This is a genomic window from Ruegeria sp. CDSC085, assembly GCF_059610465.1.
The window spans coordinates 554,588-580,255 of the sequence record NZ_JBXWNR010000001.1 but is presented as its reverse complement, the minus strand read 5'-3'; the positions used below and the strand labels follow the sequence as shown (position 1 = coordinate 580,255).

The window sequence follows — 25,668 nt, the reverse complement described above, 5'->3', positions numbered from 1 at the left end:
GGTCAGGTTTTTCTTCGAAACCTCTTGTGATCGCGCCTCTTTGGCGAAAACATACGGCCAGATCCGCAAGGATCTGGCCGTAAAACTTGCAGGAGGTGGCGCATGTTACTGGATCATCTGGCCGTCGCGGGTGAAACGCTGGAAGACGCAACTGCCCATATCGAACAAGCGCTTGGCGTTGCGCTGCAACCCGGCGGCAAGCACGAGACGTTCGGGACATACAACAAGTTGCTGGGTCTCAGGGGCGGGCTCTATCTGGAAGCGATTGCGATCGACCCGCAGGCGCAAACTCCGGGCAGAACGCGGTGGTTCGATCTGGACCGATTTGAGGGCAGCCCGCGTCTGACCAACTGGATTTGCCGGGTCGAGGATATCGAAGCCTCGCTTTCGATGTTTCCCGATGGTGTCGGGAAACCGATCGACCTGACCCGGGGGGCGTTACGATGGCGCATGGCGGTTCCGCCAACCGGGCGCTTGCCGTTCGACAACCTGTTTCCCGCACTTATCGAATGGCAGGGCGACCTTCACCCGGCCGACATGCTGCAAGACAGCGCCTGTCGGCTGCGGCGTTTGGTTGTGTACCACCCGGATGCATTGACGCTGGCCAAACATCTGGGTGCATTGGATCATGTGGTGTTCGACACCGGCCCGGCCGCGCTCAGGGCGGAATTCGAGACTCCTCATGGGATTCGGGTGCTGGAATGATCATTCGCCCGGCCATGCGGGCGGATGCGCCGGCAATCGCCAGGATCACCAATGCGATCATTCGCGAGTCCTTGATCACGTTCACGACCGATGAGCGTAGCACGACGCAAATTACCGAGGACATCTCGGCGCGGGGCACCGGGTTTCTGGTCGCCGAACATGATGGGCAAGTTGTTGGTTTTGCCACCTATGCCCAGTTTCGTGCGGGTCCCGGATACGCGCAGACGCGCGAACACTCGATCCAGCTGTCACCGGACGCGCGCGGAAAGGGCGTTGGGCGTGCTTTGATGCAAGCGCTGGAGAAGGCCGCACGAACCGACGGGCTGCATGTGTTGGTTGCAGGCATCTCCTCGGCCAATCCGGGCGCTGTGGCGTTCCACGCGGCGCTGGGCTTTTTGCAGGTTGGTCGAATGCCCGAAGTAGGGTTCAAATGGGGTCAACGGCTGGATCTTGTGCTGATGCAGAAAATTCTTTCGCCTGAGTGATCTGTCGCACCTGACAGTCCCGGATTGTGACGCTAGTGTATGCCCATGTCGATCTGGACCCGCATATCCGAAGCGCTCAGTGCGCTGGCCCAAGGCGAAAGCCTGACCGCAGTTTTTGAAAAACTGCGTTCGCCCCCGGAACGTTCGGTGGCGTTCACGATTGCAGTGATTGCGCTGGGCGCAAAAATGGCCAAGGCAGACGGTCAGGTGACACGAGACGAGGTTACGGCCTTCCGCGATGTGTTTCAGATCGCGCGTGAAGACGAAGAAGGTGCCGCGCGGGTCTTCAACATGGCCCGCACGGATGTGGCGGGGTATCAGGACTATGCCCGAAAGATCGCCCGGATGTTTGCCGAAGACAGCACCACGCTTTGCGACCTGATGGAAGGGCTGTTTCACATCGCCATGGCCGATGGGTTCTACCACCCCAATGAGAACGCGTTTTTGGAAGAAGTGAGCAAGATCTTCGGGCAGACCGACGCTCAATTCAAAGCATTGCGGGCGCGATTTGTGCCGGATGCTCCAAAAGATCCTTACACGGTTCTGGGTGTGCCGCAGGACATGCTATTGCCCGATATCCGCAAAGTCTGGCGACAACTGGTCCGCGAAACGCACCCGGACGCCATGATGGCGCGCGGTGTCCCGGAAGAGGCGATCAGACTGGCCGAGAAAAAGATGATCGATATCAACCGCGCCTGGGATGAGATCAACGGGGCGCGGGCCTGACAGGATGCGGCTGGCGACCTATAATATCGAATGGTTCGCAAATCTTTTTGATCAAAAAGACAATCTGATTGTCGATGACACCTGGTCCGGTCGGCATGACGTCACCAAGGCGCAGCAGGTCGAGGCGATTGCCAAAGTGCTGACCGCGATTGACGCAGACGCGGTATTGATCGTCGAGGCTCCGAACACCGGTAAACGCCAGAATACGGTGCGGGCCCTGCAAACCTTTGCCGAGGCATTTGATCTGCGCACCTCTGACGCGGTGATGGGGTTTGCCAACGACACGCATCAGGAGCTGGCGCTGCTTTACGACAGGACCGTTCTTACCGCGCGCCATGATCCCAGGGGTGACATCGACGACCCGTTGGCCCCCCGGTTCGATAGCGAGTTCAGGATCGATCTGGATATAGATGCGACCGAGGATGTTGTGCGGTTTTCCAAACCACCGATGGAATTGGCGGTGACCACGCAATCGGGCCGCGAGGTCCGGCTGATCGGCGCTCATTTGAAATCCAAGGCTCCGCATGGGGCTGAGTCGCGGGATGAGGCGATCCGTATCTCGATTGCCAACCGCCGCAAGCAACTGGCGCAGGCGGTCTGGCTGGCCAGGCGGGTCGAGATTCACGTTGCAAGCCAAGAACCTGTCATTTTGCTGGGCGACCTGAACGACGGTCCCGGGCTGGATGAGTTCGAACATCTGTTCGGCCGGTCTTCGGTCGAGATTTTGCTGCAAGCGGGGTTGTTCGACCCGCACGCGGTGACTGCTCATGGATTTCGGCCCGGATCGATACCCTCTACGGCCCGCTTTACCCGCCCGAAAGAAGGCAGGTTTCTCGAGGCTCTTCTGGATTATATAATGATTACCCAGGATCTGCGTGCATACCGCCCGGGCTGGCGTATTTGGCATCCGTTTCGCGACGCGGTCTGCTGGTCCGCACCGGACCTGCGACAGGCGCTGTTGACGGCGTCGGATCATTTCCCGGTCACGCTGGACATCGACCTGTGACCTTTCACGCCTGCGGCAGGGCGACTATATATCAGGTATGAAACACGTTTTGCTGATCAGCATGATCACGGCTGGCATTGCCGCACCCGCCATGTCGCAGGAGGAAAACAGCAAATCCCTGATGGAGCAGGGGGCTGAACTGTTTTTTGAAGGTCTGCGCAAGGAAATGGATCCGGCGCTGGATGAGCTGCTGGGCCTCGCGGATGAGTTTGGCCCGGCGTTGCAGTCGTTCTTGCGGGAAATGGGCCCGGCACTGGCCGAGCTGGGGGCTGAGATCAAGGACTGGAGCGCTTATGAAGCGCCCGAGATCTTGCCCAATGGCGACATCATCATCCGAAGGAAGCAGGCCGAGGAACTGCCAGAGCCTGAAGACGAGAGTGATGAGTTGCCCGAAGGGGCAACTGATATCTGATCGGATCGATGGTCAGCCCCTGATGATCACGCGCGTATCGGATTTCAGGGCGTTTGCCAGAGAATTCAGGCGCGCTTCGGCAACTTCGCTGAACAGGGGGGCCGCTGCTTCGGGCAGATACAGCTCCAACTCGCGCTTTTTGGGGTAGAATTTCAGGCGCCCCATATTGGCGTCATTATGCATCCACAGCATCGCGCCAAAGCGCATCGCCTTGCCCAAGATCTCGGCCTCTTTCTGGCCTTTTTCGTCCAGCAGATCATACAAGGGTGCAAACCGGTTGCCCTCGCGTTTGTTGCGATACCGGTGCTGCAAGGCCAGCCCGATAAAGACACGTTCGGAATGCTTCAAACCACCCAGATTGGCGCGGGTGACGTTGTCGAAACAGACTTCGGCCCGGTAGTCGGGATGAGCACGCCAGCTGACATCGTGCAGCAGGCACGCAGCCTTGATCAGTCGAACGCTGCTGGGGGGGGCAGATTTGAACAGCGGCATCACGAAATCGTAGAGGTTGCGACCAAATCCGGGCAGGCGGGCATCCTTGGATTCGGAAAAAAGGCTTGCTTCGATCAACGGGTCGCGGTCGCGTAATTCCTGCGACATCTGTTCATACAGCAATCCTTCACGGATACCGTAGCTGGAAATGGCGATATCCTTTGGTTTGAACGTTCGGATCAGCCGGGCCAGAACATCCATCGCGTAGGGGATGAGCGACATGCGCGAGCTGGATACACCGGCCTGGCTGCGCAGCTTTTCATGATCGTTCTTTTCAATGAACTTGATCGTTTCGCGGACCTGTTTTGTCGTCATGCGGTATTCATGCAGAACGATCAGCGGATAGCCTCGCCGCAGCATGTCCAGCCGGGCAAATGCCCGCCAGCTGCCGCCAACCAGAAACAGACGATCCCGCTGCGGACCCATCTCATCGCGCAGCTTTTCCATCGTGCTTTTGATATGGGCCTTGCGTGCACGCCGTCCGCCCTTGATATCTCGCAGTTTCAGTGGCCCGAGCGCCGAGGTCAGGCGGCGGCCCACCTGACCGTCCCCGATCTCGGCCAGCTCCATCGAAGATCCGCCGATGTCGCAGATCAGGCCATAGGCGCCGGGCCATCCCAGCAACACACCCTGAGCTGAAAAACGGGCTTCTTCTTCTCCGGTGATGACTTCCACGTGCAGCCCGGTTTTCGCCTTCACCTGATTGCAGAAATCCGGTCCGTCCTTGGCCTCGCGTACAGCTGCCGTGGCCACGACATGCAGACCCGGCAATTCCAGATCCATCGCCAGATTCTGAAACCGTCGCAGCGCCGCCAGCGCACGTTCGCGTCCACGCGGATTCAGTCGACCGGTCTCGGACAGGCCCGCGCCCAATTCGCACATGACCTTTTCATTGTAGAAATAGGCCGGCGATCGGGCCGCACCGTCAAAGATGACCATTCGGACCGAGTTGGATCCGACATCGACAACTCCGACACGCGACAATGCCCGGGTTCCAGGCTCGTCGAACAGTGGCTTTCCGAAGGGCCCCCAATCAGGGATGTCGGTTGCAGCGGTCTGATCCATGTGTCTTCCAGATAATGCTGTGTGAGGATGCGAAATTGGCGGGTGCTGGTCAATCACCCGTCTCGATCCTTTCCGGGCTCATGTTCAAAACCCGCACGGCCAGGGAACGGGTGATGTCGCGCTTTTCCATGAGGGCCAATTGATCCAGCTGCGCAACCACGTCGGCCGCAGTTTCAAATCGCCGATCCATGTGTTTGACCAGATAGGCGATTACCTCGGGGCCGGGGTTCAGCTGCCGATCTACGAACAGTTTGGCCAGAACCGCACCCAGCAACGCATCGTCGGGCGGATCCAGCGCCACGTGATGGGCGCCTTCGACCCGGCTTTGCAGGTCGGCCAGTGGCAATTCCCAGAATTTCGGGGCCAGCCGACCAGTCATCAGCAGGGCGTTCCCTTCGGCCAGAACCAGATTGTGCAGATGAAAAAGCGTTTTTTGCTGGTCGGTATCGTCGGCGATCATGGGCACGTCTTCGACGGCAATTGGCCTACGTGCCAGATCCGGCACATCGTCATACCGCAGGTCAGCGGCCTGAATGATGCGTCCGCCGGTTTCCGCGGCCCAGACATGCGCCAGATGGGTTTTCCCTGCGCCAGCCGGGCCAGTCAGAACGAGCTTGTTTCCCGGCCAGGATGTGGCCGAGATCATCGCCACGGCCAAAGCATTGGCTGGCGACACAAAGAAATCTTCTCGCCCGAGCGCAGTCTTGGCGGGCAGATCAAAGCTGAGTTGTCGGGCCATCTACTCGGTTTCCTGATCCTGACCTTCAAGACCGGTATAAAGTCGGCTGTCCAGGTACAGCGATGTGGCAAATCGGGTCAGCACGCCCAATGCTGCGGCCACGGGCACGGCGATAAGCATGCCGACAAACCCGAACAAAGCCCCAAAGACAGACAGGGCCAGCAGCAGCCAGACCGGGTGCAGCCCGACAGAGCTGCCCACCAGCTTGGGTGTCAGGAAATTTCCCTCGGTGACCTGTCCGATGGCAAAGATGCCTGCGATCAGCCCGATATGAGCCCAATCACCCCAGAACTGAAACAGCGCCAGCCCGATGGCCAATGAGCCACCGATCAGGGCGCCCAGATAAGGGATGAACGTGACCAATCCCGCAATGAAGCCCACAATCAGGCCAAATTGCAGACCGGCAAGCATCAGGGCAACCGCATAATAGGTGCCAAGGATCAGGCAGACCGTTCCCATCCCGCGCACGAAAGAGGCCAGCACGGCGTCAATCTCACCGGCCAGCCGCCTGATGGTGGGGGCATGGTCACGCGGCAGGAGCTCTCCGATGCGGGCGATCATGCGATCCCAGTCCAGCAGCAGGTAAACAGCCACGACGGGTACGATCACCAGAAGGACAACAATATTTATCGCAGACCCAAGTGAAGCAATAACCGTTTCCAGAACATCCCCTGTCTTGGATTTCAGTGTTTCGCCGAAGGACAAAAGCATCTGATGCGTGTTCGACTCTCGATCCAGTAAGGACGGGAACTGTTTTTCAATGAACCCGCGCAATTGCTTGAACAGATCGGGCAGAACGTCGATCAGATCCAGCAGCTGGGTGATCAGAGCAGGTACCACCATCAAAATTGCAAGTACAAATCCCAAAACACCTACGACGGTGATAATTGCCGTGGCGGCCATACGCGACAGGCCCAGCCGCTCCAGCCGATCCGCAACGGGATCAAGGAAGTATGCAATTGCTCCGCCAATGACGAAGGGCAGCAGGACATCCCCCAAGGCCCAGAGGATCAACACAAAGACCGCAGCGGCGACGCTCCAGTATCTCAGCTGATCCTTTACCGGCAAAGCCATGGCGATCCCCTTGTTCAGGCCCTTGCCGGTGTTCTTGGCGTATCAAAGCCCATGATGCAAGCGCTTCATTGGGAAGGGCTTTGCCGGCTTCAATCGTGCAACGTCCCCAGTTCCGGGGTGCCTTCTTCCGCGGTTTCATCGGGCCAGTTGGTGCGCCAGATTTCCGCCGACCAGTGACCACAATGAACTGCCGGACGGTCGAAGCCGGGCAGGGCGGGCAACAATGGTTCAACAATGACGTCATGGCGGGGTACGGCGAAATAGGGGAACGAGTACCGCTCTTTGCCCGATCTGTTCACCACCCGATGTGGCGTGGATTTCAACCGCCCGCCTGACCACAGCTCCAGCATGTCGCCGATATTCACCACAAAGCCGCCAAGTGGGCAGTCCGGTGAAATCCACTTGCCGCTGCGGGTCTGCACCTGGAGCCCGCCCACCGGGTCGGGCGCGATGATGGTCAGTGCGTCCGTATCCTTGTGCGGATGGATGCCATAGCCCGCTTCATCCGCAGCCTGCGGGGGATAGTGTAGCAGTGTCATATTGGTCATCGGGTTTCGGAACGCGTCGCGCAAAATGCCAGAGGTCAAGCCCAGGCCGGATTCCAATGCGCCCAGCAACAGATCAGTGACACGGTCCAATTGACTCCAATAACTCAGGATGACCTCTTTGGCCTCGGGGACTTCAGCGGGCCACAGGTTCGGGCCGTACAGGGCACACTCAGCGCGCACGGGATCGGTGGCGGCAACCTCGTGGTGCAGTTTGTAACCCTCGTATTTGTCGGCTTTGCCGGATCCATCGTTGGGTGTGAAAAAACCCATCGGGATATAACCGCGATAGTTCTCGCGCGTGATAGCCTGATCCCATTTGCGGGAGTCTGTGATGGCAAAGATCTCTCGTGTGGCTTGACGGACGTAATCCACACATTTCTGAGACACATCTGTCCCGGTGATGGACAGAAACCCGATCCCCGCGCAGGCTTCAATAATGCTTTGTACCGTCGCATCAAAGGCTGCGGTGCCATGATCGTACAGCGGCGAAATGTCTATTGTTGGAATGTTGTCCATCAGTGAATCCTGACCCCCTGACGCTCTAGTTCCGTGTGTACAGGTGCCAGATTCAATTGATCCAGTTCCTGATTGCCCTTCAGCGACATCGCGGCTGCAACGCCCGCGCCCTGACCCATGACTGCGCAGCAGGCCATGTTTCGCGTGGCAGCATGGGCCACCCGGTCGGCACCGTGTGACCGTCCCGCAACCAACAGGCCTTTGATGCCCCTGGGCAGCATCGAGCGGTACGGGACCTGCATATACCGCCCCGTGGTCGGCAGGATCAGGATGCCATACCCGTCGATGAATTCGGGGTAGATGCCGATCGTGTCCTCGAACCGGCCCTGATAACGGGCGTCGTTTTCGGTCATGTTGTACATCGCATCGATCTTGCGAGTGTCACGAATACCGATGGTCATCCCGAAATTCCGCAGCCGCGCGTTCTCGCAGCCGGGCATAAACCGGCGCAAAGCTTCGATAGCCATCATCGATTGGCGGCGCCCTTCGATTTCACCGCGCGTCAGGCTGTCGGGGTCGGTACCATCGATCTCGGCCAGGTGGATGAGGTTCATGTAGGTGAGTTCGCCTGTGTCATGCATCGCGCCCCAGGTGCCGGCGATGGTGTTCAGATGCGGCGGGATCAGACCTTCATCAATCGCCTGCTGGAAGGGCTTGTGCACGAAGGGTGAGAACATGTCGTCCTCTTTCCCGCTGGTTTCGATATTCCACTCACCGCCGCCGCCCCAGTCCTTGTAGGTCTGCGGGTCTGCTTTGACGCCCTCGATAAAGGCACGTTTGTCGACGCCCGCCAGGTGGAACATGACAGAGGCGGCCATCATGTCTTCCCGTGGCGTTTTATGCGTCGGAGCCCCCGCGCGATGGGCCACATCGGCGTCGCCGGTGGCATCGATTACCACCTTGGCCAGTATCGCCTCACGCCCGGCCTTGGATTCGGTGATGATGCCGATGATCCGGTCACCTTCCATGATGGGGGCGACGAATTGCCGGTGCAGCATTGGATAAACACCCACCTCTTCGACCAGCTTGTCCGCCACCAGCTTGAACCCTTCGCTGTCGAGTTCATAGCTGAGCGACTGGCTTTCGGGCACCGCCGCGCCCATCTCTTTGGCGCGGGTTTCAAATTCCATCCCGATGCCGCCTGCCTCGACGGTTTGCTCGTGCCGGTACCACGCGAATCCTTCGACGCCGACGGCGGTGATGTTGCCGCCCATGCACCCGAACCGGTCAACCAGCGAGACGTCCACACCGGTCCGCGCTGCGGCCAGTGCTGCGGCCAAACCGGCAGGACCGGACCCGACGACCAGCACGTCTGTAGAGTGGACAACGGGAATGCTGCGGGCGGGTTCCTGAATGGTCTGCATCAAGGCCTCATGGGTTTTGAGTTTGCGCCACAATTGGAGTTCCCGATTGGAGGGTCAATCAAAAAACCGACTGATGCGAAGTCGCAAAAACACCAATGCCCGATTGCCCCCGGCGGTGGTTTGACATAATCACCTTTGAAGTCGAAATTTACCTTTGAAGGTTAACCCATGCGCCTCAGCCGTTACTTTCTGCCCGTTCTCAAGGAAAACCCTTCCGAGGCCCAGATCGTCAGCCATCGGCTGATGCTGCGTGCCGGGATGATCAAGCAGGCCTCTGCGGGGATTTATTCCTGGCTGCCGCTGGGTTTCAAAGTGCTGCGCAAGTTGGAAAACATCGTCCACGAAGAACAGGCGCGGGCCGGTCACATCGCGATTCAGATGCCCATCATCCAGTCGGCGGATCTGTGGCGTGAATCTGGGCGGTATGATGATTATGGTCAGGAGATGCTGCGGATGAAGGACCGACATGACCGTGACATGCTGTTCACACCCACAGCCGAAGAATTGGTAACTGATATCTTCCGTGGCCACGTGAACAGCTACAAAGACCTGCCGCTGACGCTCTATCAGATTCAGTGGAAGTTCCGTGACGAAATCCGCCCGCGTTTCGGCGTGATGCGGGGCCGTGAGTTTTATATGAAGGACGGCTATAACTTCGACCTCACCAAGGAAGACGCGCTGCACGCCTATAACCGCCATCTTGTCAGCTATCTGCGCACCTATGAGCGCATGGGCCTTCAGGCGATCCCGATGCGTGCAGATTCCGGACCCATTGGCGGCGATGATACGCATGAGTTCCTCGTGCTGGCCGATACCGGTGAATCCGAGGTCTTCTATGACAGCGCCGTCACCGACCTGACCTTTGGTGATCGTGAGATTGACTATGACAGCCACGAGCAGTGTCAGGCCATTCTGGAAGAGTTCACCTCGAAATATGCACGCACTGATGAAACGCATGACGAGGCGCTGTTCAATCAGATCCCCGAAGAACGCCGCCGCGTGGCGCGTGGTATCGAAGTTGGGCAGATCTTCTACTTCGGCACGAAGTATTCCGAGCCACTGGGCGCGACTGTGCAGGGCCCTGATGGAAAACCGGTTCCGGTGCATATGGGCAGCCACGGGATCGGCGTCAGTCGTCTGGTTGGCGCGATCATCGAGGCCAGCCATGACGACAAAGGCATCATATGGCCCGAGGGTGTGACCCCGTACCATTGTGGCATCGTGAATCTGAAGCAAGGTGATGAAGAAGCTGACGCCGCCTGCGACAAAATCTATAACGCTCTGACGGCCTTGGGGCTGGAACCGCTCTATGATGATCGCAACGAACGGGCAGGGGGCAAGTTTGCGACCATGGATCTGATTGGTCTGCCGTGGCGGATCACGGTCGGTCCGCGTGGTCTGAAGAATGGTGTTGTTGAACTGACCTGCCGCCGGACCGGCGAAAGCGAGGAACTGAGCCCCGAGGTCGCCGTTACCAAAGTTGCTGAAATCTACGAGCAGATTGCCTGAGCACAAGCATCCGTACCTGCTCTGATTGTCACGTTAAACTGACCTGATCCATGAAGGCGGCCATGATATTGCTCTGGCCGCCACTCGCGGCCTGACCAGGACACCCGGTTCAGACTTCAGCTTTGGTCCGCTGTCGGACGCTTTGCCAGGATGTCCCCATTGGCCCCGTCGCCCCGTGCCACCACGATCGGTCGGCCCAGTCGACTGACCAGTTCGCGAAACTCAAGGCCCAGAAACTGCAACCCGCAAACCCGCGCGTCCGTGGTTCGATCCGTTAAACACAGACGACCTTGCCGGAAAACCAGACGGTACCCTTTGTCTTTCAGAATATCCGTCAGATTGCCCCAGCTTGCCGCGCTGGCAAAGATTGGCCGAATGGCCGCACGCAGCAGCGCCGCTGTCTCGCAATCCAGTTCTGTCGATGCTTGGCGGGACGGAATAACACCCGCACCGTTGGTTGAAATTTGAAAATTCATTGAGCGACCCCCGCTCCTTAAATGTGTTCCCCCGTAGACAGGGTGACAAAGTTTCTGAAAATAATCAAAAAGAGTAATAAAATTTCGCGCCCATTGTTGCCTTTTCGATTCAGGAGCTCACAAAGCGCGATGATTAACTTCATACATGAAACAATATCGGTTTGTCTGTGATGCGCTTCACAACTCATGGTGTAACGCCAACTTCCGAAGTCATCCGTTTGGCTCAATCGTTCCAGTTGCACACCGAGTTGATTCGGCTCATTCAGGCTGAGGAGTCGGGTCAGAGGGACAACCGGCTTGACCATCGGGTGAAATGCCGAAACTGTCCCCGCGAACAAGAACACCCGGAGCAGGTATGGCCAAGACCCCCCCGCCCTTTGCCTCTTTTGAATGGAAAATAGCCTGGCGTTATCTGCGGGCCCGCAGGGCCGAAGGCGGCGTCAGTGTGATGACCTGGATTTCCCTGATCGGGATCACACTGGCTGTGTTTGCCCTGATCGCGACACTGGCGGTCCGGTCCGGATTCCGTTCGGAATTTGTTGGCACCATTCTGGGCGCCAACGCGCATGTGACGGTCTATTCGTCAGGCGAGATCGATGCCCAAGGGCGGGTGGATCGCACAATCGCCGACTATGAGGAACGCGCCGCCCGTATCGCACAAGTGCCCGGTGTTCAACGCGCAGCTCCTTTGGTGAAGGGGCAGGTGCTGATCACCAACCGCGACCGCAGCAGCGGCGTTGAAGTGTTTGGCATCCGCCCCGATGATCTACTCGATCTGCCGGGTATTGCCCAGGCAGAGCAGGCTGTGGGGGACTTGTCAGAATTCCAGACGGGTGAGGATGTCATTGCAATTGGGTCAGGCGTGGCGCGCAGCATAGGCGCCACCGTGGGGGACGTCGTCAAATTGACCTCGCCCAACGGGGTAAAAACCGCCTTCGGTACTTCGCCCCGCGTGAATGCCTACCGCGTTGTCTATGTGTTCTCGGCCGGGCGCTATGACATTGACCGCACGCGTGTCTACATGCCGTTTTCGCAGGCGCAGGGCTTTTTCAATCGCGAAGGTGTGGCGGATGAGATCGAAGTGATGGTGGAAAAGCCCGAAGAACTGGGGCCGATTCTGATTTCCATCCTCGAGGCATCGGGCGAGCGCAGCCAGATCTGGACCTGGCAGGATGCATCCGGTGGGTTCCTGCGGGCATTGGAAGTCGAGGATAACGTAATGTTCATCATCCTCTCGATCCTCGTTCTGATCGCCGCGATGAATATCGTCTCGGGCCTGATCATGCTAGTCAAGAACAAGGGCCGCGATATCGGCATCCTGCGCACCATCGGCCTAAGCGAAGGATCGATTCTGCGTGTCTTTTTCATCTGCGGCGCTTTTACCGGTCTGATAGGAACGGCTTTGGGGGTCATCCTTGGGTGCCTCTTCGCGATCTATATCGATCCGATCTTTTCGTTCGTGAATTACGTGATGGGCGGCGGCGTCTGGGATCCGTCGATCCGGGGCATCTATGCTTTACCTGCCGAGCTGCACATGAACGATGTGCTCAAGGCCATCGGTCTGTCGCTTGGCCTGTCCTTTGTCGTCACCTATTTTCCTGCCCGTCGAGCGGCGCGGCTGAACCCGGTCGAGGCGTTGCGCTATGAATGATGTCACATTGCGTCTGAAGGGTCTGACCAAGACCTATCTGAAAGGCAAACCGGGCGAAGTGCAGGTCTTGCGCGGAGTTGATCTGGATCTGCGCGCGGGTGAGGCCGTAGCGATGGTTGCGCCCTCAGGGGCAGGTAAATCAACGCTTCTGCATATCGCTGGCCTGCTGGACATGCCCGACGAAGGAACCGTCGAAATCGGCGGGCGGAATGTGTCGGGCAAAGGCGACCGGATCAGAACCGCACTGCGTCGGCAGGATGTCGGGTTCGTATATCAATTCCACCACTTGCTGCCGGAATTCACAGCATTGGAAAACATCACTCTGCCGCAACTGGCCAATGGTGTGTCGGACAAGGCCGCACAGGCCCGAGCGCTGGACCTGCTGGACCGTGTCGGCGTAGCCGCACGCGCCAGCCACCGCCCCGCGGCGCTCTCTGGTGGGGAGCAACAACGGGTGGCGTTTTGCCGGGCATTGGCCAATGCGCCCCGTATTTTGTTTGCGGATGAACCGACGGGCAATCTGGACCCCGAAACCTCGGATCAGGTCTTTGATACATTGATGAAGCTGGTACGGGACGAAGGGTTGTCGGCGTTGATAGCTACCCACAACCTTGACCTGGCGGCGCGCATGGACCGGATGGTTCGGCTTGAGAGCGGGGTCCTCAGGCCAGTTGAGTGATCGCAACGCCAATGGCCATGACAGCGATCCCGCCCATCCGCATGAAAGTAAGCGGCTCGACCTGTGCGCCGAACAGGCCGAAATGGTCGATGGCCGCGGCGCTGATCAATTGCCCGAGCAGCACAAAGAATACAGCGTTGCCCACGCCAAAATGTGGTGCGACGTGGGTGATCGACAGGACATAGAAAGCAATCAGGACACCTGCAAGCAACAGGTGTTTCGGCGCCTGGGCAACCTTGGACAAGGCCGCAAATCCGGGAAACAGCGCCATGATCAACGCCGAGGCGATGAAGGCAATGGCAAACAGCACAACAGCAGCCGTCGTTGGCGACCCGATGACTTTGCCCAGCGCCGCGTTAAGCGCGGCCAGGATCGGAATTCCAAATCCGGCGGCCAGCATGATGGCGGCGTATTGTGTCATTGCCCGAACCCTCTGCAGCATTTTCGTTGATCTGGATCATTGCGCCAAGACGCCCATCGGGCAACCCTGCAAATGTCAATCTTGGCAGGAGGATACGATGTTCAAGGCAACAATCGGAGTACTGGTTCTTGGGGTTTCGGCTGCTGCCTCGCAGGCCGTTTGGGCACAAGACGCTAAGACCGGAGAAGAACTTTATCTGCACCATTGCGCGACCTGCCATGGGATCGATGCAATGGGGCAGGGTCCGATGGCAGCCGTGTTGGTGGTTCAACCGAGCGATCTGACCACTTTGTCCAACGAAGAAGGCGTGTTCCCGACTGCCAGCGTTGTCGCCCGCATTGATGGTCGGGACCCATTGGTCAGTCATGGTAGCCCGATGCCGGTTTATGGCCCTTATTTTGACGGGCAGGACACATCCATGAAAACGCCGCAAGGTCAGCCTATTCTGACGAGCCAGCCCATCGTGGATCTGGTGGCCTATCTTGAAACACTGCAGCAGAACTAGGTTCCGCTGCAAATTCCGTCGATCTCGGCCTCGCTCCAGGGAAGTAAGATTGCGCGCTCACGCCCTTTTTGCGGAAGCGGTGACAGATCAAAATGCGCGCTCAGCATCGCGTGCAGCCGTTTGGTTCGGGTGGCCTGAGGGTCCAGCGCACGGCAGCAAACGTATTCCTCGACAATGGCGCCCTGCTGTTCAAACCCGTAGGACAGGAAGTCCGGCGACGTTTCGAGGTCGAAAAGATACGGATCGCTGCGCCCACCATGTTCCGCCGCAGCACGCAGCGGGTGGTAACCGGTGGTCCGGCGGTTTTGCCACTGCCAGACATGCGTCAGTTCATGGGCCAGTAACATTGCGGCCACCAGGTTCATCTGATCCGGAAAATCAGACATGTAGTCTTCCAGATACCAGTCGCGCGCAAAGTAAACCTTGTTGAACAGGGCCACGGCTGCTGGCCTGCCTGTCACCGGCCCGGGTTCCACCGGAGGAAGGATACGCTCGCGGCAGGCCAGACGTGGGCGCTCCTCGCGGAAATACGTCACATTGGCAACCGGCGCACCTTGGACCAATCGCACGCTGTCAAGATTAAGGGTTTCGCCCTGAATGGCATCCGCAAAATCACGCTCTTGCTTTGTCAATTGACGACCGCAGGAGGGCAGCAACAAAAGAGCACACAGGAATACGCGCAGAACCATGAGGTGAATCCTAGTCCGCTGCTTGCGATCCGCAAACCGTTTTCACAGGCTCATGGCCAAAACCCGGCTGATTTCCGTCAAAGACCGGCTGGATTGATCCATCCATGAATTAAAGGCCCATTGCACCGCCGCCATGGCTTTATTCGACGTGGCGGGCTTGTCGATCACGCCTTCGGCGATCAGACGGGCGGTGACGTCCCGAGACAGAATGAAACTGTCGCGCCCTGCGAAACGCATCGCATACTGCGCCGAAGCTCCGCCAAGACGAGACCCGCGTTTGGCCAGCATGGCAAGAAGGTTGATATAGTCATCAGAGGGCCAGCCGCCCAGAACCTTGCCCGCGCCGCCTTCTTCGCGCAGTTCCAAAAGGAACGCCGCGTTGTCCCGCACTGCTGCGATCTTGGTTCCATTGCGGACAATGCGTGTGTCTTGCAGTAAGGCATCAAACTTTTCATCATCCATGAACGCGCACCGACCCACATCGAAACCGTCAAAGGCGGCTTCGAACCCATCCCATTTGTTTTCGATGACCTTCCAGTTGAAACCGGCCTGAAAGACGCATTTCGTGATGATCGATAGCCACCGGTCCTCGGGCATTGCCGCCAGTTCTTCGTGGCTTTTGGGCTTGTTCAGCTGTGCTTCAAAGGCTTCGGCCCCACCGTGGCGAGAGGCGGCAATATCATAGATCTCTTTAAATGAACGCATAGACCCAACCTCAAAGCTGTCATGTAAAGAGTGTTTTGTTTTGCCTTCCTTTTGCAATGGGAATTTTGAGTGTTTGAAACTCACCTGTCAGGGCTCAAAACTCAGGCTCAACAAGAAAAAAGATTTGTTACCGTCAAAGAAATCCTCGACAAACGGGCTTAAAACGGTTTGTGATTGACTCGTCAGTCAACATTCCGCGCCCGGGGCTAGGGATCCGGGGCTAGGGATAATGACGGGTCGGGCAGGGGCCTTTGCGGCGTCTGCGGGGAAACATCAACGGTTTGGCGGGAAGAAAACTGCGCCGTTACAAACTGATCACTTTCCTTTTCCGACTGAATTTGTGCATGTTGCGACATGGTATTGTCATCAGACAAAGATACCGGCGGGAAAAACCTCGCCGGGGTGGGCAAAACAAATAAGACAGGGAGAAAATCCATGAAAAAACTAAGTGTAAGCCTTATGGCCCTAACCGTTGCCAGTGCAGCGCACGCGGCGGATATGGGTGCCGTGGACGAGCCGATCAAACTGGCGATCAACGAATGGACTGGTCAGCACGTGACCACGCATGTGGCGGGTGAGATGCTCAAGGCAGCTGGCTATAACGTGGAATATGTGACCGCTGGTATGATGAACCAGTTCCAGGCGCTGGCCGATGGAGACATCGACGCGACGCTGGAAATCTGGTCGTCCAATGTGTCGGATGAATATGCCAAGAAGATCGAGGAAGGCACGGTTGTCGAAATCGGCGATCTTGGCCTGGATGCCAAAGAAGGTATCGCATACCCGGCGCATGTCGCCGATCTGTGCCCGGGACTGCCCGCGTGGGAAGCGCTGAAAGACTGCGCGCAAGTCTTTGCCACTGCGGAATCTCTGCCCGGTGGCCGTCTGGTCGACTATCCGGCCGATTGGGGCACACCTGGCGCGGATCGTATGGTCGGCCTGGAACTGCCGTTCAAGGCTGTCCCCGCCGGGTCCGAAGGCGCCTTGATCGCCGAACTTCGTGCTTCGACCGAGCGCAAGTCGCCACTGCTGATCACATTCTGGCAGCCGCACTGGGCGATGTCTGCCTATGACGTACAGTTCGTTGAACTGCCCGCAGGTGAAGAAGCGTGCTTTAACGATCCGGCGTGGGGTCCGAACCCGAACGCGGTGAACGATTGCGACTTTTCGCCCTCACGCATTTTCAAAGCTGGCTGGAGCGGTATGGAAGAGAAATGGCCGGCCGCCTATGAAATTCTGACCAATTATCAACTGGCGGTCGAAGACCAGCAACCGATGATGGGCGCGATCGACGTTGACGGCGGAAAGGTCGAAGAAGTCGTCGCCGCCTGGATGGCAGAGAACGAAGGCAAGTGGCGTCCGGTCGTAGACGCAGCAACCCAGTGAGCGCACGTAAGTGACTGACGCGACTATGCCAGCCATCGCCTGCCGGAATCTCTGGCAGGTCTTTGGCCCCGGCGCTGACAAAGCCCTGACCGACGCGCTGTCTCGGTCAGGGAACGACGCCGAAAAAGCCGCCACCGACCTGCGCGAACGAGGGTTTATCCCAGCCGTTCAGGACGCCAATTTCGAGGTCAAGGAAGGCGAGTTGTTCGTCATCATGGGCCTGTCGGGCTCGGGTAAATCCACGCTGATCCGCTGTATCTCGCAACTGTTACCCGGCACGGGCGGTGAGATCCGGGTAGATGGCGAAAACGTCATCGGTGCCTCAAAAAAGGCCCTGACCGATCTGCGCCGTAAAAAGCTGGGCATGGTGTTCCAGCATTTCGGCCTGTTCCCACACATGACCGTTGCTGAAAACGTCGCATATCCTCTGCGCGTTCAGGGCGTTGGCAAGAAGGAACGGCTGGATCGTGCGCAGGAAGTGATCTCGCTGGTCGGACTGGAAGGGCGCGAAGACAGCTTCCCCCGGCAACTGTCAGGTGGTCAGCGTCAGCGTGTGGGGATTGCGCGATCTTTGGCCGTGAACCCTGACATCTGGTTTCTGGACGAGCCGTTTTCTGCGCTTGATCCGCTGATCCGTCGCCAGTTGCAGGACGAATTCCTGCGCATACAGGCGACCCTGAAGAAGTCGATCGTCTTCATCACTCACGATATTCAGGAAGCACTGAAGCTTGCTGACCGCATCGCCATCATGCGGGACGGCAAGATCGTACAGATCGGCACGCCTACGGATATCGTCCTGCGACCTGTTGATGACTATGTGCGCGAATTCTCCAAGGATGTCGCCAAGGGGCAGCATGCCAAGGTCGCCTCGGTCATGCGGAGCGAGGCAGAATGTGGCCCGGATGATCCCGGCCTGACCACGTCGATGACACTGGACGCAGCCCTGGCCCATTGCATGGAACTTTATGAACCCGTGCCGGTGCGTGATGCCGATGGCAATGTCGTTGGGACGGTGCACCCGTCTGATCTGGCTGCCGCACTTCAGGTGGATGAAACATGACCGCCGTGACTGACTTTCCGACGCAACGCAGCGCGCAGTTGACGGCGGGTGCGAAGGCCGCCCTGATCACGGTTATCGTCGGTGCGGTCTGCCTTGCTCTGGAGGGCATCGCCCCATGGCTGGTCAAATGGCCCGCCGCGTGGGAGTTGCCCGCAACCCAATGGGTGGGCGCGTTTCTGGACTGGTTTCTGAACCTGATCAAACCAGCGATGCGGTTGTTCTCGGATATGATGACCTATCCGATGAACTGGGCGAATTACGTGCTTGGCAACACACCGTGGCCCATCCTGATCGGAATCGTGACCGCGTTGGGCTGGTACCTGGGCGGCTTGCCCATGGCCGCTCTCGGCTTTCTGGGCCTCAGCTTTGTGTTGGCGTCAGGCTACTGGGCTGAGAGCATGAACACGCTGGCCTTGGTCGCAGTATCCGTTCCGGTGGCGTTGATATTGGGTGGTGGCATCGGCATCCTCGCCAATGAGGTGCCGCGGGTCAAATCCTTCGTGCAGGCTGTTCTGGATGTGATGCAGACCGTGCCGACCTTCGCATATCTCACGCCTCTGTTGTTGCTCTTTGGCTTTGGTCCTGTTGTTGGCCTGATCGCCTCGGCCATCTACGCCGCGCCGCCCATGGCGCGCAACGTGATGCTGGGGTTGGAGCGTGTCGAGCCCGAGATTAAAGAGGCCGCCATAATGTCGGGCGGCACCCGGTTCCAGCAGTTGTTCCAGGTGGAAATCCCGGCGGCTGCGACGCAGATCATGGTGGGCGTGAACCAGTGCCTGATGGCGGCGCTGTCGATGGTGATCATCGCCGCCGTCATCGGTGGGTTCAACGACATCGGCTGGGAGGTCTTGTTGACCATGCGCAAGGCGCAGTTCGGGGAATCTCTGATGGCGGGTTTGGTCATTGTGGTCTTTGCCGTGGTGATCGACAGAATGAGCGGCACCTTGGCGACCGAGCGCAAACGTTATGACGGTCGCGTTGTCTGGACAATTCTCGGGTTTGCCGTGCTTTTCACTGCCGCCTTCGCGGCATGGCTGCCGAACCCATCCGAACTGACCTTGCTGGACCCGATGGCCGAGGCCGTGGACGGTGGCCTGACTGCGTTCACTCAAGCCAATGGCCCGTGGTTGGATGCGCTCAAGAACAATTCACTGTTCTATGTGCTGCTGCCTTTGCGGATCGGTCTGGATCAGGCCGTTCTGCCCTTTACCTGGGGCTTCCAGTGGACGCCGGGCATGAGCTTTGGCCTGTTCGCCGCAGGTGCGGGGATCGCGCTGTTGATGGCTTGGCGTGGTCGGCTGACAGGAGGTCTGATCGTCCTGATCCTGATCGGCATGCTGGAAACCGGTATTGCAAACCTGCCGTGGCCCTTTGTCCTGACCGGTGCCGCTGCTCTGGGCTGGGTGGCGGGGGGCTGGCGCCTGGCGGCGCTGTGTGTGGGGCTGCTTTGCACCATCCTCGTTTCGGGTCTGTGGGAGAGAGCGCTGCTATCGCTCTACCTCAGCGGTGCGGCAGTGTTTTCCTGTGCGGTCGCCGGCGGGCTGATCGGTCTTGCCAGTGCGGTCTGGGAGCCGGTCTGGAAAGTGGTTCGTCCGATCTGCGACATGTTGCAGACAATCCCGCTGTTCGTGTTCCTGATCCCGGTTCTTATGGTGTTCCAGATCGGTGAGTTCTCGGCCTTTCTGGCGATCTGTGCCTATGCGATCGTCCCGATGATCCGCTACACGCGGCACGGGCTGGTCAACACGCCGGACGAGATGATGGAGGCCGCGATTTCAAGCGGTGCGACCGAGTGGCAGATCATGCGCGACGTCCGCGCGCCCTATGCCGCGCCGACCATCCTGCTGGGACTGAACCAAACCATCCTCTATGCCTTTGCGATGCTGGTGATCGCCGCACTGATCGGCACCACGGGTCTGGGCCAGTCGATCTATCTGGCGCTGGGTCAGGCAGATGTGGGGCTTGGCATTTCGGCCGGGGCCGCGATGGCAATTCTGGCGCTGATTGCCGACCGGATCGTGCAGGGGTTTGCCGAAGAACGCCGTGCGGCGCTTGGGTTGTAACACAGCACGGGGGCGGTGAACCCGCCCCTATGCCTGACTTGATTTCGGACAAGGATACCACCGCCATCCTGATCTAGACCGATCCCAATAACGCGGAGATCTCCATGACCGGTTGGGCCCTATTCCTTGCAGCGCTCATTTCATTCCTTCTCAGCCACGCGATTCCCGTTCGGCCCGCCGTGCGTGGATGGCTGATCGATACACTCGGACGCCGGGGGTATTTCACAGCCTATTCGGTTCTGTCGTTGGCCGTCCTGGCGTGGTTGATCATGGCCGCTGCAAACGCCCCTTATGTCGAGGTTATCCCGCCATTCGCGCTGCTGCGTTGGGCGCCGGTTCTGATCATGCCTGTGGTCTGCTGGCTGGCTGTTGCAGGGCTGATTATTCAGAACCCGTTCTCTTTCGGAGGGCTGGGCAATCGGCCCTTCGATCCAGAGCAGCCCGGTATCCTGCGCACCACCCGACACCCGATCCTTGCCGCGCTGATGCTGTGGGCGGTGGCACATCTGCTGGCCAATGGCAGCCTGTCACATGTGATTCTGTTCGGTCTGTTTGCAGGTTTCGCGGTCATGGGCATGGCCCTTGTCGACCGGCGCAAGTCGCATGAGATGGGCTTTGAATGGGTCCGCTTGTCCCGCAACACGGCGCGGTTCTCACTGTGCGCACCACGTCCCTGGCCTCGTCCCGGGGTGTGGCTGGCCGCGTTTGCCGTCTATGCGGTTCTGCTTCACCTGCACGCTCCTGTGATTGGTCTGTCCCCGCTTCCGTAAACGAGGGAGTGGCCGGGCGGTGCCTTGCGTGCTATTTGAAACGTCACAAACGAATTACAAGAGGTCCAAGATGCATCTGGCCTATGTCACCACCACCGATCGCGGCGCGACGGACCGCCTTCTGAGCGCCGTCGCGGAACGTCTGCTGGCGTCAGGAGCAAAACTGGCCGGTGTTGTGCAAACAAACACGGAATGCGCCGACAGCAGCAAATGCGATATGGATGTGCGGGTGCTGCCTGACGGTGAAACCATCCGCATTTCGCAGTCGCTGGGCACCCAGTCGCGCGGCTGCCGTCTGGACCCGGCAGCGCTGGAACAGGCGGTGGGATATGTGACCGCCTCGCTGGAGGGCGCGCCTCAGCTACTGATCATCAACAAATTTGGCAAGCACGAATCCGACGGTCGAGGGTTCCGCCCCGTGATCGGCGAAGCGCTGGCGATGGATATCCCGGTTCTGGTCGGCGTGAACGGTTTGAACGAAGAGAAATTCCAGACCTTCGCGGATGGTTCCGCGGAAGCCCTCCCGGCGGATCTGGATGCAATCGAGGCGTGGTTCAACAAGGTCTCGGGACTGCGCCCGGCGGCGGAGTAGAACCTTCCAAATTTGTTTGAGAGACAAAAAACGGCGCTGATCAACAATCAGCGCCGCCTTTTTTTATGTTGGGTGCAACTAGGTTGTCTTAAGCCTGCGGTACCCGAACAGGCCCAGAACGGCCCCGATCAAAAGCAGCCCGCTTGCGGGCAAGGGGACCGGTGCAACGACAAGGTTGTCTACCCACATTTCCCCGCAGTAGTCGATACACCAAGCCGTGTTTGGAGTGGTGATTAATTGGCTCCTTAGTGGAGACGGGCTGTTGTATGTCACCAGCAAAGCGTCAATTGCCGTGAAAGCGCTTGAAAATGACAGTGTGGTCAAAGCCATCGGACCGAATGTCTGGCTGGCCACAACTGACCCATTCAGCAACCCAGAAAAGGTCAACGTCGGAAAGGTCGAAGGCCCTGCGGATAACCATTGATTGTATGCAGCGGTTCCGAAAGCGGGAGCTGGACCGGAACCTGTTGTGAATGCTCTGGACCAGCCTTGCAGATCAACCGTCTGAAGTGTGAACTTGCCACCGATCACGGGCTTTATTGTGGTAGACAGTACGCCACTATCATCGTGGAAATTTATATAGTTTCCGAAGGTGTAAACGTCTGCGTAATTGAACGTGAAACCTTGGCTTATTCCTTGCCTAGTGCCGGATGCTGTGATCGGATCATTCGGAAAGTTGTTGTCAAATGTAATAGTCAGCGCATTCGCTGCGCCCGCGACACAAACGGCAAGCGCCGCCAAAAGCAGTCTCATAACAAGTCCCTCGCAAAAACGTGTTCAGACTAGCGGGCCACGCCCGGTTTCGCAACTTTTACGAGTCTTTGCAGCCGTCTTTGCGCATAAGCATGCACGTAAGCACGCGCGGGCAATGCAATCTGACCATCTTTGAAACCTGCTGGAAAGATGGTGGGCGACCCTGGAATCGAACCAGGCGTGCGTCTCCGCGAGGGAGTTACAGTCCCCTGCCACACCTTGCGGCCTGTCGCCCACTGTCAGGCGTTGCACCTGACGTGGAGGCGTGATTACTAGCGCACCAAAGAAGCGTCAACAGGAAAATTTCGCTTTGGCGCAGGAAACCGAACTCTTGGCCCGGAGGCCTGAAAAATGAAGAAACCCAAATGGGTCGTTGAGAAGGAACAGGCGCGCAAGGCCGCGGCTGCTGAAACCGTTTGGCTGTTCGGTCTGCATGCGGTTCGCGACGCCTTGATGAACCCAAATCGGCAGAAACTGCGCCTGATCGTAACGCGCAATGCGCGGGATAAACTGGCGGAAGCGATTGAATTCTCTGGTATCGAGCCCGAGATGGCTGATCCGCGCAAGTTTACGGCGCCCATTGATGCAGGCTCGGTGCACCAGGGGGCCGCGCTGGAGGTGAAACCACTGGACTGGGGCGGTCTGGCCGAAAACTGCATCGGTCGGGAAAACCCGCGCGTCATTCTTCTGGACCGCGTCACGGACCCGCACAATGTCGGCGCGATTCTGCGCTCGGCCGAGGTTCTGGGTGCCAGTGCCGTGATTGGCACGCGCCACCATTCCGCGCCCGAGACCGGGGCACTGGCAAAAACCGCCAGCGGCGCGCTGGAGCGTCAACCTTACCTGCGGATGCGCAACCTTGCCGACACAATTGTTGAACTACAGAATATGGGATTTCTGGTCCTTGGGCTGGACGGAGAAGCAGACGTGACGATCGAAGGCGCGCTGAGCGACGGTCGGGACCGCCCCGTCGCACTTGTTCTTGGGGCGGAAGGCCCGGGATTGCGCCAAAAGACGAAGGAAACCGTAGATCAATTGGTGAAAATTGACGCAGCCGGGGGATTCGGATCGCTGAATGTCTCAAATGCGGCGGCAATCGCCCTATATGCATCCCGGCCCTGACAAAAAAGGAGAGCGCTATTCCCGGTCCATCAAAAATCGCGACCTGCTGCTATTGCGGGACCCGGGCAGCGTTGGTCCTGAGGGGCAAGGAGCGGCACGAGCTGAGCTGTTCCAGTTGTGGCGCACCTCTGCATGATCTGAAGATGCTGCCCAAGCGGAAGGCCGCGCCTTCCAAAACGGTACGATCTGCGGTTTCTCACACCCCTCCGCGGAAGGCCAAGCGAAAAAAGAAGAAAAAGAGCATGTTCTCGCGCGTATTCGATGAAGCCTTGGATGTGATCGAAGATATCTTTGATTGAACGAATTTGGGTGAAGATCGTTCACATCCACGTCAACAGGGGTTCCGCATGCAGCAAAAAATTGCATCTTCATACCCCAGTGAATTCAGATTCTGACATGACAATGCTGACCCGACGTTCCACACTTGGCGCGCTGTGCGCTTTTTTTCTGGCACCTGCCACGTATGCGCAGGAAAGGCCCGTGTACTACACCACCGAAGGGGTGGCGTTGGCCGGGTATGATGCCGTGTCCTTTTTCGACAGTTCTTCGCCCATCATGGGCATGCCCGAGAATTCCGTGATGTGGAAAGGAGCGCGGTGGCATTTCACCTCGCAGGAGAACCGCGAACTTTTCGAAAGCAACCCCCGTGCTTTCGCGCCGCAGTTCGGTGGGTATTGTTCATATGCGATGGCGATGGGCGTTCTGAAGAGTGCAGACCCCAAGGCCTGGAAAGTTGTGGATGGTCGTCTGTACCTGACGCACTCGATCGAAATCGAAGAAGTCTGGCAGCGGGATCAGGCAGAATACATTGAGATGGCTGAACAAAACTGGCCGGCACTCCTCTATCAGGAATGAGCGGGAATCAGGTAATCGTGAAGAGTCATCACAAAAATGCGCCGCTCCTCTTTTTTTTCCCAAATATATGCCTAAATGTCACAGTGACCGCGGAATGGAACTGCCGCGGGTCATTTCACTGTCCCTCGTTCCAACAACTGGCGCCCAAGACTTCTTGGGCGCTTTTTTCTTTTTGGAACCCTGCTAAGGATAGGGCATGTCAGACTATTCCGATCAGCACCTGAGAACCATTCTGCAACGCACCAAGACCGTTGCCGTTGTCGGGGTGTCCATGAACCCGGTGCGACCCAGCTATTACGTCGCCCGCTACCTTTCGTTGAAAGGGTTCAGCGTGATCCCGGTCAATCCGGGCCATGCCGGGAAAGACCTGTTTGGCCAGACGGTACGAGGCAGCCTTTCGGAGATATCCGAACCCGTGGACATGGTAGACATCTTCCGGCGGTCCGAATCCGTGCCGCCCATTGTGGACGAAGCGTTGGATGCATTCCCGACGCTCGGCACGATCTGGATGCAGATCGGGGTTGAACACCCCGATGCGGCAGCCAAGGCCGAGGCCCGCGGTGTTGACGTGGTGATGAACCGCTGTCCGAAGATCGAATATCAGCGCCTGTTTGGCGAGCTGCGCATGGGCGGGTTTTCCACCGGGATCATCTCGTCCAAGCTTTAGGGCGTTGCTGGCTGATATGGTTTCAGGCGGGCCACCTGTTCCTGTCGTCGTTTTTCCAGCACGACGTCACGTGGCACCCACTCATAACGGGTATCCTCGACAAGTGGTGCCCAGAACAACACCCCGCCATAGCGCCAGGGGTCCAGCACGACGCCCTCATACAACGACTCTCCCTTGCGACTGATAATCGCGGTGCTGTGGTCGATCCTCAGCGGATTGTCGGCGTTGGCGATGGCGCGGTGCAATTCCAGCGTCTGGAAGTCTTCCTGTTTCAGGCGACGCTCGATATCCTCGGCCCAATGCCAGCACAGACCACGCGGGCGCAATCCCTTGTTGACCTTTGCATTGTGGATCAGCGGCGGATCGGTGATCTGGTATTCGTCCACCAGCTGCGCGGTATAGGAATAGGCGACTTGCGCCGCCCGGCGGGCCTCTTCAGGATCGATATCCGGGCCAAGCCGCTGAATTTCGGCTGTCAGGCGTTGTACCTCATCCCCGGTCGAGGGGGGAGGCGCCGCACATGCCGCAACGGTGGCAAGCGTTGCCACAAGCATCAAAACTCGGATCATGTCGCGCCCTCGGCCTGTCATTCTGACGCCCGAGTATAGCGGCCGTTGCGGCGGCGCGGAACCC

General features: G+C 58.4%; 29 protein-coding genes and 1 tRNA gene. 19 read left to right on the top strand and 11 right to left on the bottom strand.

The window, feature by feature from the left end:
* The first annotated feature begins 102 nt into the window (after nucleotides 1–102).
* From AC2FJB_RS02925 to AC2FJB_RS02905, 5 genes are read left to right on the top strand one after another with little or no spacing between them, the layout of a single operon-like run.
* On the top strand, nucleotides 103–705 hold the full coding sequence (locus AC2FJB_RS02925; protein ID WP_299637918.1) for a VOC family protein: 603 nt from the start codon (nucleotides 103–105) through the stop codon (nucleotides 703–705).
* Nucleotides 702–1,190 (top strand): GNAT family N-acetyltransferase, encoded by a 489-nt coding sequence (locus AC2FJB_RS02920; RefSeq protein WP_299894899.1) that lies wholly within the window; start codon nucleotides 702–704, stop codon nucleotides 1,188–1,190. The genes AC2FJB_RS02925 and AC2FJB_RS02920 overlap by 4 nt, the downstream gene beginning before the upstream one ends.
* Before the next feature lie 45 nt (nucleotides 1,191–1,235).
* A complete protein-coding gene (locus tag AC2FJB_RS02915) occupies nucleotides 1,236–1,916 on the top strand; it encodes a molecular chaperone DjiA (RefSeq protein ID WP_299894896.1) in 681 nt (226 codons plus the stop codon).
* Nucleotides 1,917–1,920: 4 nt separating this feature from the next.
* Nucleotides 1,921–2,922 (top strand): endonuclease/exonuclease/phosphatase family protein, encoded by a 1,002-nt coding sequence (locus AC2FJB_RS02910; protein ID WP_496719170.1) that lies wholly within the window; start codon nucleotides 1,921–1,923, stop codon nucleotides 2,920–2,922.
* A gap of 37 nt (nucleotides 2,923–2,959) precedes the next feature.
* Entirely contained in the window at nucleotides 2,960–3,334 is a 375-nt protein-coding gene (locus tag AC2FJB_RS02905; protein ID WP_496681452.1) for a hypothetical protein, read from the top strand.
* A gap of 12 nt (nucleotides 3,335–3,346) precedes the next feature.
* On the opposite strand, the gene AC2FJB_RS02900 is transcribed toward AC2FJB_RS02905, so the two are convergent.
* From AC2FJB_RS02900 to AC2FJB_RS02880, 5 genes are all read right to left on the bottom strand, one after another.
* Nucleotides 3,347–4,891: a Ppx/GppA family phosphatase gene (locus AC2FJB_RS02900; RefSeq protein WP_496719110.1), complete on the bottom strand. Its 1,545-nt coding sequence runs from the start codon at nucleotides 4,889–4,891 to the stop codon at nucleotides 3,347–3,349.
* A 49-nt stretch (nucleotides 4,892–4,940) separates the two neighbouring features.
* A complete protein-coding gene (locus AC2FJB_RS02895; protein ID WP_496719109.1) occupies nucleotides 4,941–5,630 on the bottom strand; it encodes a P-loop NTPase family protein in 690 nt (229 codons plus the stop codon).
* Nucleotides 5,631–6,704, bottom strand: a complete 1,074-nt coding sequence (locus AC2FJB_RS02890; protein WP_117868285.1) for an AI-2E family transporter — start codon at nucleotides 6,702–6,704, stop codon at nucleotides 5,631–5,633.
* 89 nt (nucleotides 6,705–6,793) lie between these two features.
* The gene (locus AC2FJB_RS02885) at nucleotides 6,794–7,768 is read right to left on the bottom strand and encodes an isopenicillin N synthase family dioxygenase (RefSeq protein WP_496719108.1); all 975 of its coding nucleotides are present in this window, start codon (nucleotides 7,766–7,768) and stop codon (nucleotides 6,794–6,796) included.
* Complete coding sequence (locus AC2FJB_RS02880; protein ID WP_496719107.1) at nucleotides 7,768–9,132, bottom strand: FAD-dependent oxidoreductase; 1,365 nt, start codon at nucleotides 9,130–9,132, stop codon at nucleotides 7,768–7,770. Before AC2FJB_RS02880 ends, AC2FJB_RS02885 begins: the two co-directional genes overlap by 1 nt.
* A 168-nt stretch (nucleotides 9,133–9,300) precedes the next feature.
* On the opposite strand from AC2FJB_RS02880, the gene proS reads away from it, so the two are divergent.
* Nucleotides 9,301–10,641, top strand: coding sequence for a proline--tRNA ligase (proS, locus tag AC2FJB_RS02875; protein WP_117868287.1), 1,341 nt, complete (start codon nucleotides 9,301–9,303; stop codon nucleotides 10,639–10,641).
* 116 nt (nucleotides 10,642–10,757) lie between these two features.
* On the opposite strand, the gene AC2FJB_RS02870 is transcribed toward proS, so the two are convergent.
* Entirely contained in the window at nucleotides 10,758–11,117 is a 360-nt protein-coding gene (locus AC2FJB_RS02870; protein WP_299641745.1) for a hypothetical protein, read from the bottom strand.
* A gap of 355 nt (nucleotides 11,118–11,472) precedes the next feature.
* Here AC2FJB_RS02870 and AC2FJB_RS02865 point away from each other — a divergent pair, with 355 nt between their 5' ends.
* The gene (locus AC2FJB_RS02865; protein WP_496719106.1) at nucleotides 11,473–12,768 is read left to right on the top strand and encodes a lipoprotein-releasing ABC transporter permease subunit; all 1,296 of its coding nucleotides are present in this window, start codon (nucleotides 11,473–11,475) and stop codon (nucleotides 12,766–12,768) included.
* The gene (locus AC2FJB_RS02860; RefSeq protein WP_496719105.1) at nucleotides 12,761–13,447 is read left to right on the top strand and encodes an ABC transporter ATP-binding protein; all 687 of its coding nucleotides are present in this window, start codon (nucleotides 12,761–12,763) and stop codon (nucleotides 13,445–13,447) included. Before AC2FJB_RS02865 ends, AC2FJB_RS02860 begins: the two co-directional genes overlap by 8 nt.
* Here the strand turns inward: AC2FJB_RS02860 and AC2FJB_RS02855 are convergent.
* The gene (locus tag AC2FJB_RS02855; protein ID WP_117868292.1) at nucleotides 13,431–13,868 is read right to left on the bottom strand and encodes a DMT family transporter; all 438 of its coding nucleotides are present in this window, start codon (nucleotides 13,866–13,868) and stop codon (nucleotides 13,431–13,433) included. The genes AC2FJB_RS02860 and AC2FJB_RS02855 overlap by 17 nt on opposite strands.
* 97 nt (nucleotides 13,869–13,965) lie before the next feature.
* On the opposite strand from AC2FJB_RS02855, the gene AC2FJB_RS02850 reads away from it, so the two are divergent.
* Nucleotides 13,966–14,373 (top strand): c-type cytochrome, encoded by a 408-nt coding sequence (locus AC2FJB_RS02850; RefSeq protein ID WP_496719104.1) that lies wholly within the window; start codon nucleotides 13,966–13,968, stop codon nucleotides 14,371–14,373.
* Here AC2FJB_RS02850 and AC2FJB_RS02845 read toward each other — a convergent pair.
* Both AC2FJB_RS02845 and AC2FJB_RS02840 read right to left on the bottom strand, forming a co-directional pair.
* Nucleotides 14,370–15,062 (bottom strand): hypothetical protein, encoded by a 693-nt coding sequence (locus tag AC2FJB_RS02845; protein ID WP_117868293.1) that lies wholly within the window; start codon nucleotides 15,060–15,062, stop codon nucleotides 14,370–14,372. The genes AC2FJB_RS02850 and AC2FJB_RS02845 overlap by 4 nt on opposite strands.
* 42 nt (nucleotides 15,063–15,104) lie before the next feature.
* Nucleotides 15,105–15,767 (bottom strand): DNA-3-methyladenine glycosylase I, encoded by a 663-nt coding sequence (locus tag AC2FJB_RS02840; RefSeq protein ID WP_117868294.1) that lies wholly within the window; start codon nucleotides 15,765–15,767, stop codon nucleotides 15,105–15,107.
* A gap of 435 nt (nucleotides 15,768–16,202) precedes the next feature.
* On the opposite strand from AC2FJB_RS02840, the gene AC2FJB_RS02835 reads away from it, so the two are divergent.
* The 6 genes from AC2FJB_RS02835 to AC2FJB_RS02810 all read left to right on the top strand — a co-directional run bounded on the left by AC2FJB_RS02835 (nucleotide 16,203) and on the right by AC2FJB_RS02810 (nucleotide 22,062).
* Nucleotides 16,203–17,153: an ABC transporter substrate-binding protein gene (locus AC2FJB_RS02835; protein ID WP_496719103.1), complete on the top strand. Its 951-nt coding sequence runs from the start codon at nucleotides 16,203–16,205 to the stop codon at nucleotides 17,151–17,153.
* A gap of 10 nt (nucleotides 17,154–17,163) precedes the next feature.
* Nucleotides 17,164–18,213 carry a quaternary amine ABC transporter ATP-binding protein gene (locus AC2FJB_RS02830; protein ID WP_299641725.1) on the top strand — a complete coding sequence of 350 codons (1,050 nt, stop codon included), beginning with the start codon at nucleotides 17,164–17,166 and terminating at the stop codon, nucleotides 18,211–18,213.
* A complete protein-coding gene (locus tag AC2FJB_RS02825; protein ID WP_496719102.1) occupies nucleotides 18,210–20,276 on the top strand; it encodes an ABC transporter permease in 2,067 nt (688 codons plus the stop codon). Before AC2FJB_RS02830 ends, AC2FJB_RS02825 begins: the two co-directional genes overlap by 4 nt.
* Before the next feature lie 104 nt (nucleotides 20,277–20,380).
* Nucleotides 20,381–21,046 (top strand): NnrU family protein, encoded by a 666-nt coding sequence (locus AC2FJB_RS02820; RefSeq protein WP_496719101.1) that lies wholly within the window; start codon nucleotides 20,381–20,383, stop codon nucleotides 21,044–21,046.
* A 70-nt stretch (nucleotides 21,047–21,116) separates the two neighbouring features.
* Nucleotides 21,117–21,638 (top strand): DUF2478 domain-containing protein, encoded by a 522-nt coding sequence (locus tag AC2FJB_RS02815; RefSeq protein ID WP_496719100.1) that lies wholly within the window; start codon nucleotides 21,117–21,119, stop codon nucleotides 21,636–21,638.
* Between the two features lie 262 nt (nucleotides 21,639–21,900).
* Nucleotides 21,901–22,062 (top strand): hypothetical protein, encoded by a 162-nt coding sequence (locus AC2FJB_RS02810; protein WP_496719099.1) that lies wholly within the window; start codon nucleotides 21,901–21,903, stop codon nucleotides 22,060–22,062.
* A gap of 480 nt (nucleotides 22,063–22,542) precedes the next feature.
* Here the strand turns inward: AC2FJB_RS02810 and AC2FJB_RS02805 are convergent.
* A tRNA-Tyr gene (locus AC2FJB_RS02805) sits at nucleotides 22,543–22,626 on the bottom strand.
* Nucleotides 22,627–22,742: 116 nt separating this feature from the next.
* Here AC2FJB_RS02805 and rlmB point away from each other — a divergent pair.
* The 4 genes from rlmB (at nucleotide 22,743) to AC2FJB_RS02785 (ending at nucleotide 25,035) form a co-directional block, all read left to right on the top strand.
* On the top strand, nucleotides 22,743–23,513 hold the full coding sequence (gene rlmB, locus AC2FJB_RS02800) for a 23S rRNA (guanosine(2251)-2'-O)-methyltransferase RlmB (protein WP_170343685.1): 771 nt from the start codon (nucleotides 22,743–22,745) through the stop codon (nucleotides 23,511–23,513).
* Between the two features lie 17 nt (nucleotides 23,514–23,530).
* Nucleotides 23,531–23,812 (top strand): hypothetical protein, encoded by a 282-nt coding sequence (locus AC2FJB_RS02795; RefSeq protein ID WP_257600867.1) that lies wholly within the window; start codon nucleotides 23,531–23,533, stop codon nucleotides 23,810–23,812.
* Nucleotides 23,813–23,909: 97 nt separating this feature from the next.
* A complete protein-coding gene (locus AC2FJB_RS02790) occupies nucleotides 23,910–24,368 on the top strand; it encodes a YHS domain-containing (seleno)protein (RefSeq protein ID WP_170343686.1) in 459 nt (152 codons plus the stop codon).
* 196 nt (nucleotides 24,369–24,564) lie between these two features.
* Entirely contained in the window at nucleotides 24,565–25,035 is a 471-nt protein-coding gene (locus tag AC2FJB_RS02785) for a CoA-binding protein (protein WP_170343687.1), read from the top strand.
* On the opposite strand, the gene AC2FJB_RS02780 is transcribed toward AC2FJB_RS02785, so the two are convergent.
* On the bottom strand, nucleotides 25,032–25,604 hold the full coding sequence (locus AC2FJB_RS02780) for a hypothetical protein (protein ID WP_496719097.1): 573 nt from the start codon (nucleotides 25,602–25,604) through the stop codon (nucleotides 25,032–25,034). The genes AC2FJB_RS02785 and AC2FJB_RS02780 overlap by 4 nt on opposite strands.
* Nucleotides 25,605–25,668 lie beyond the last annotated feature (64 nt).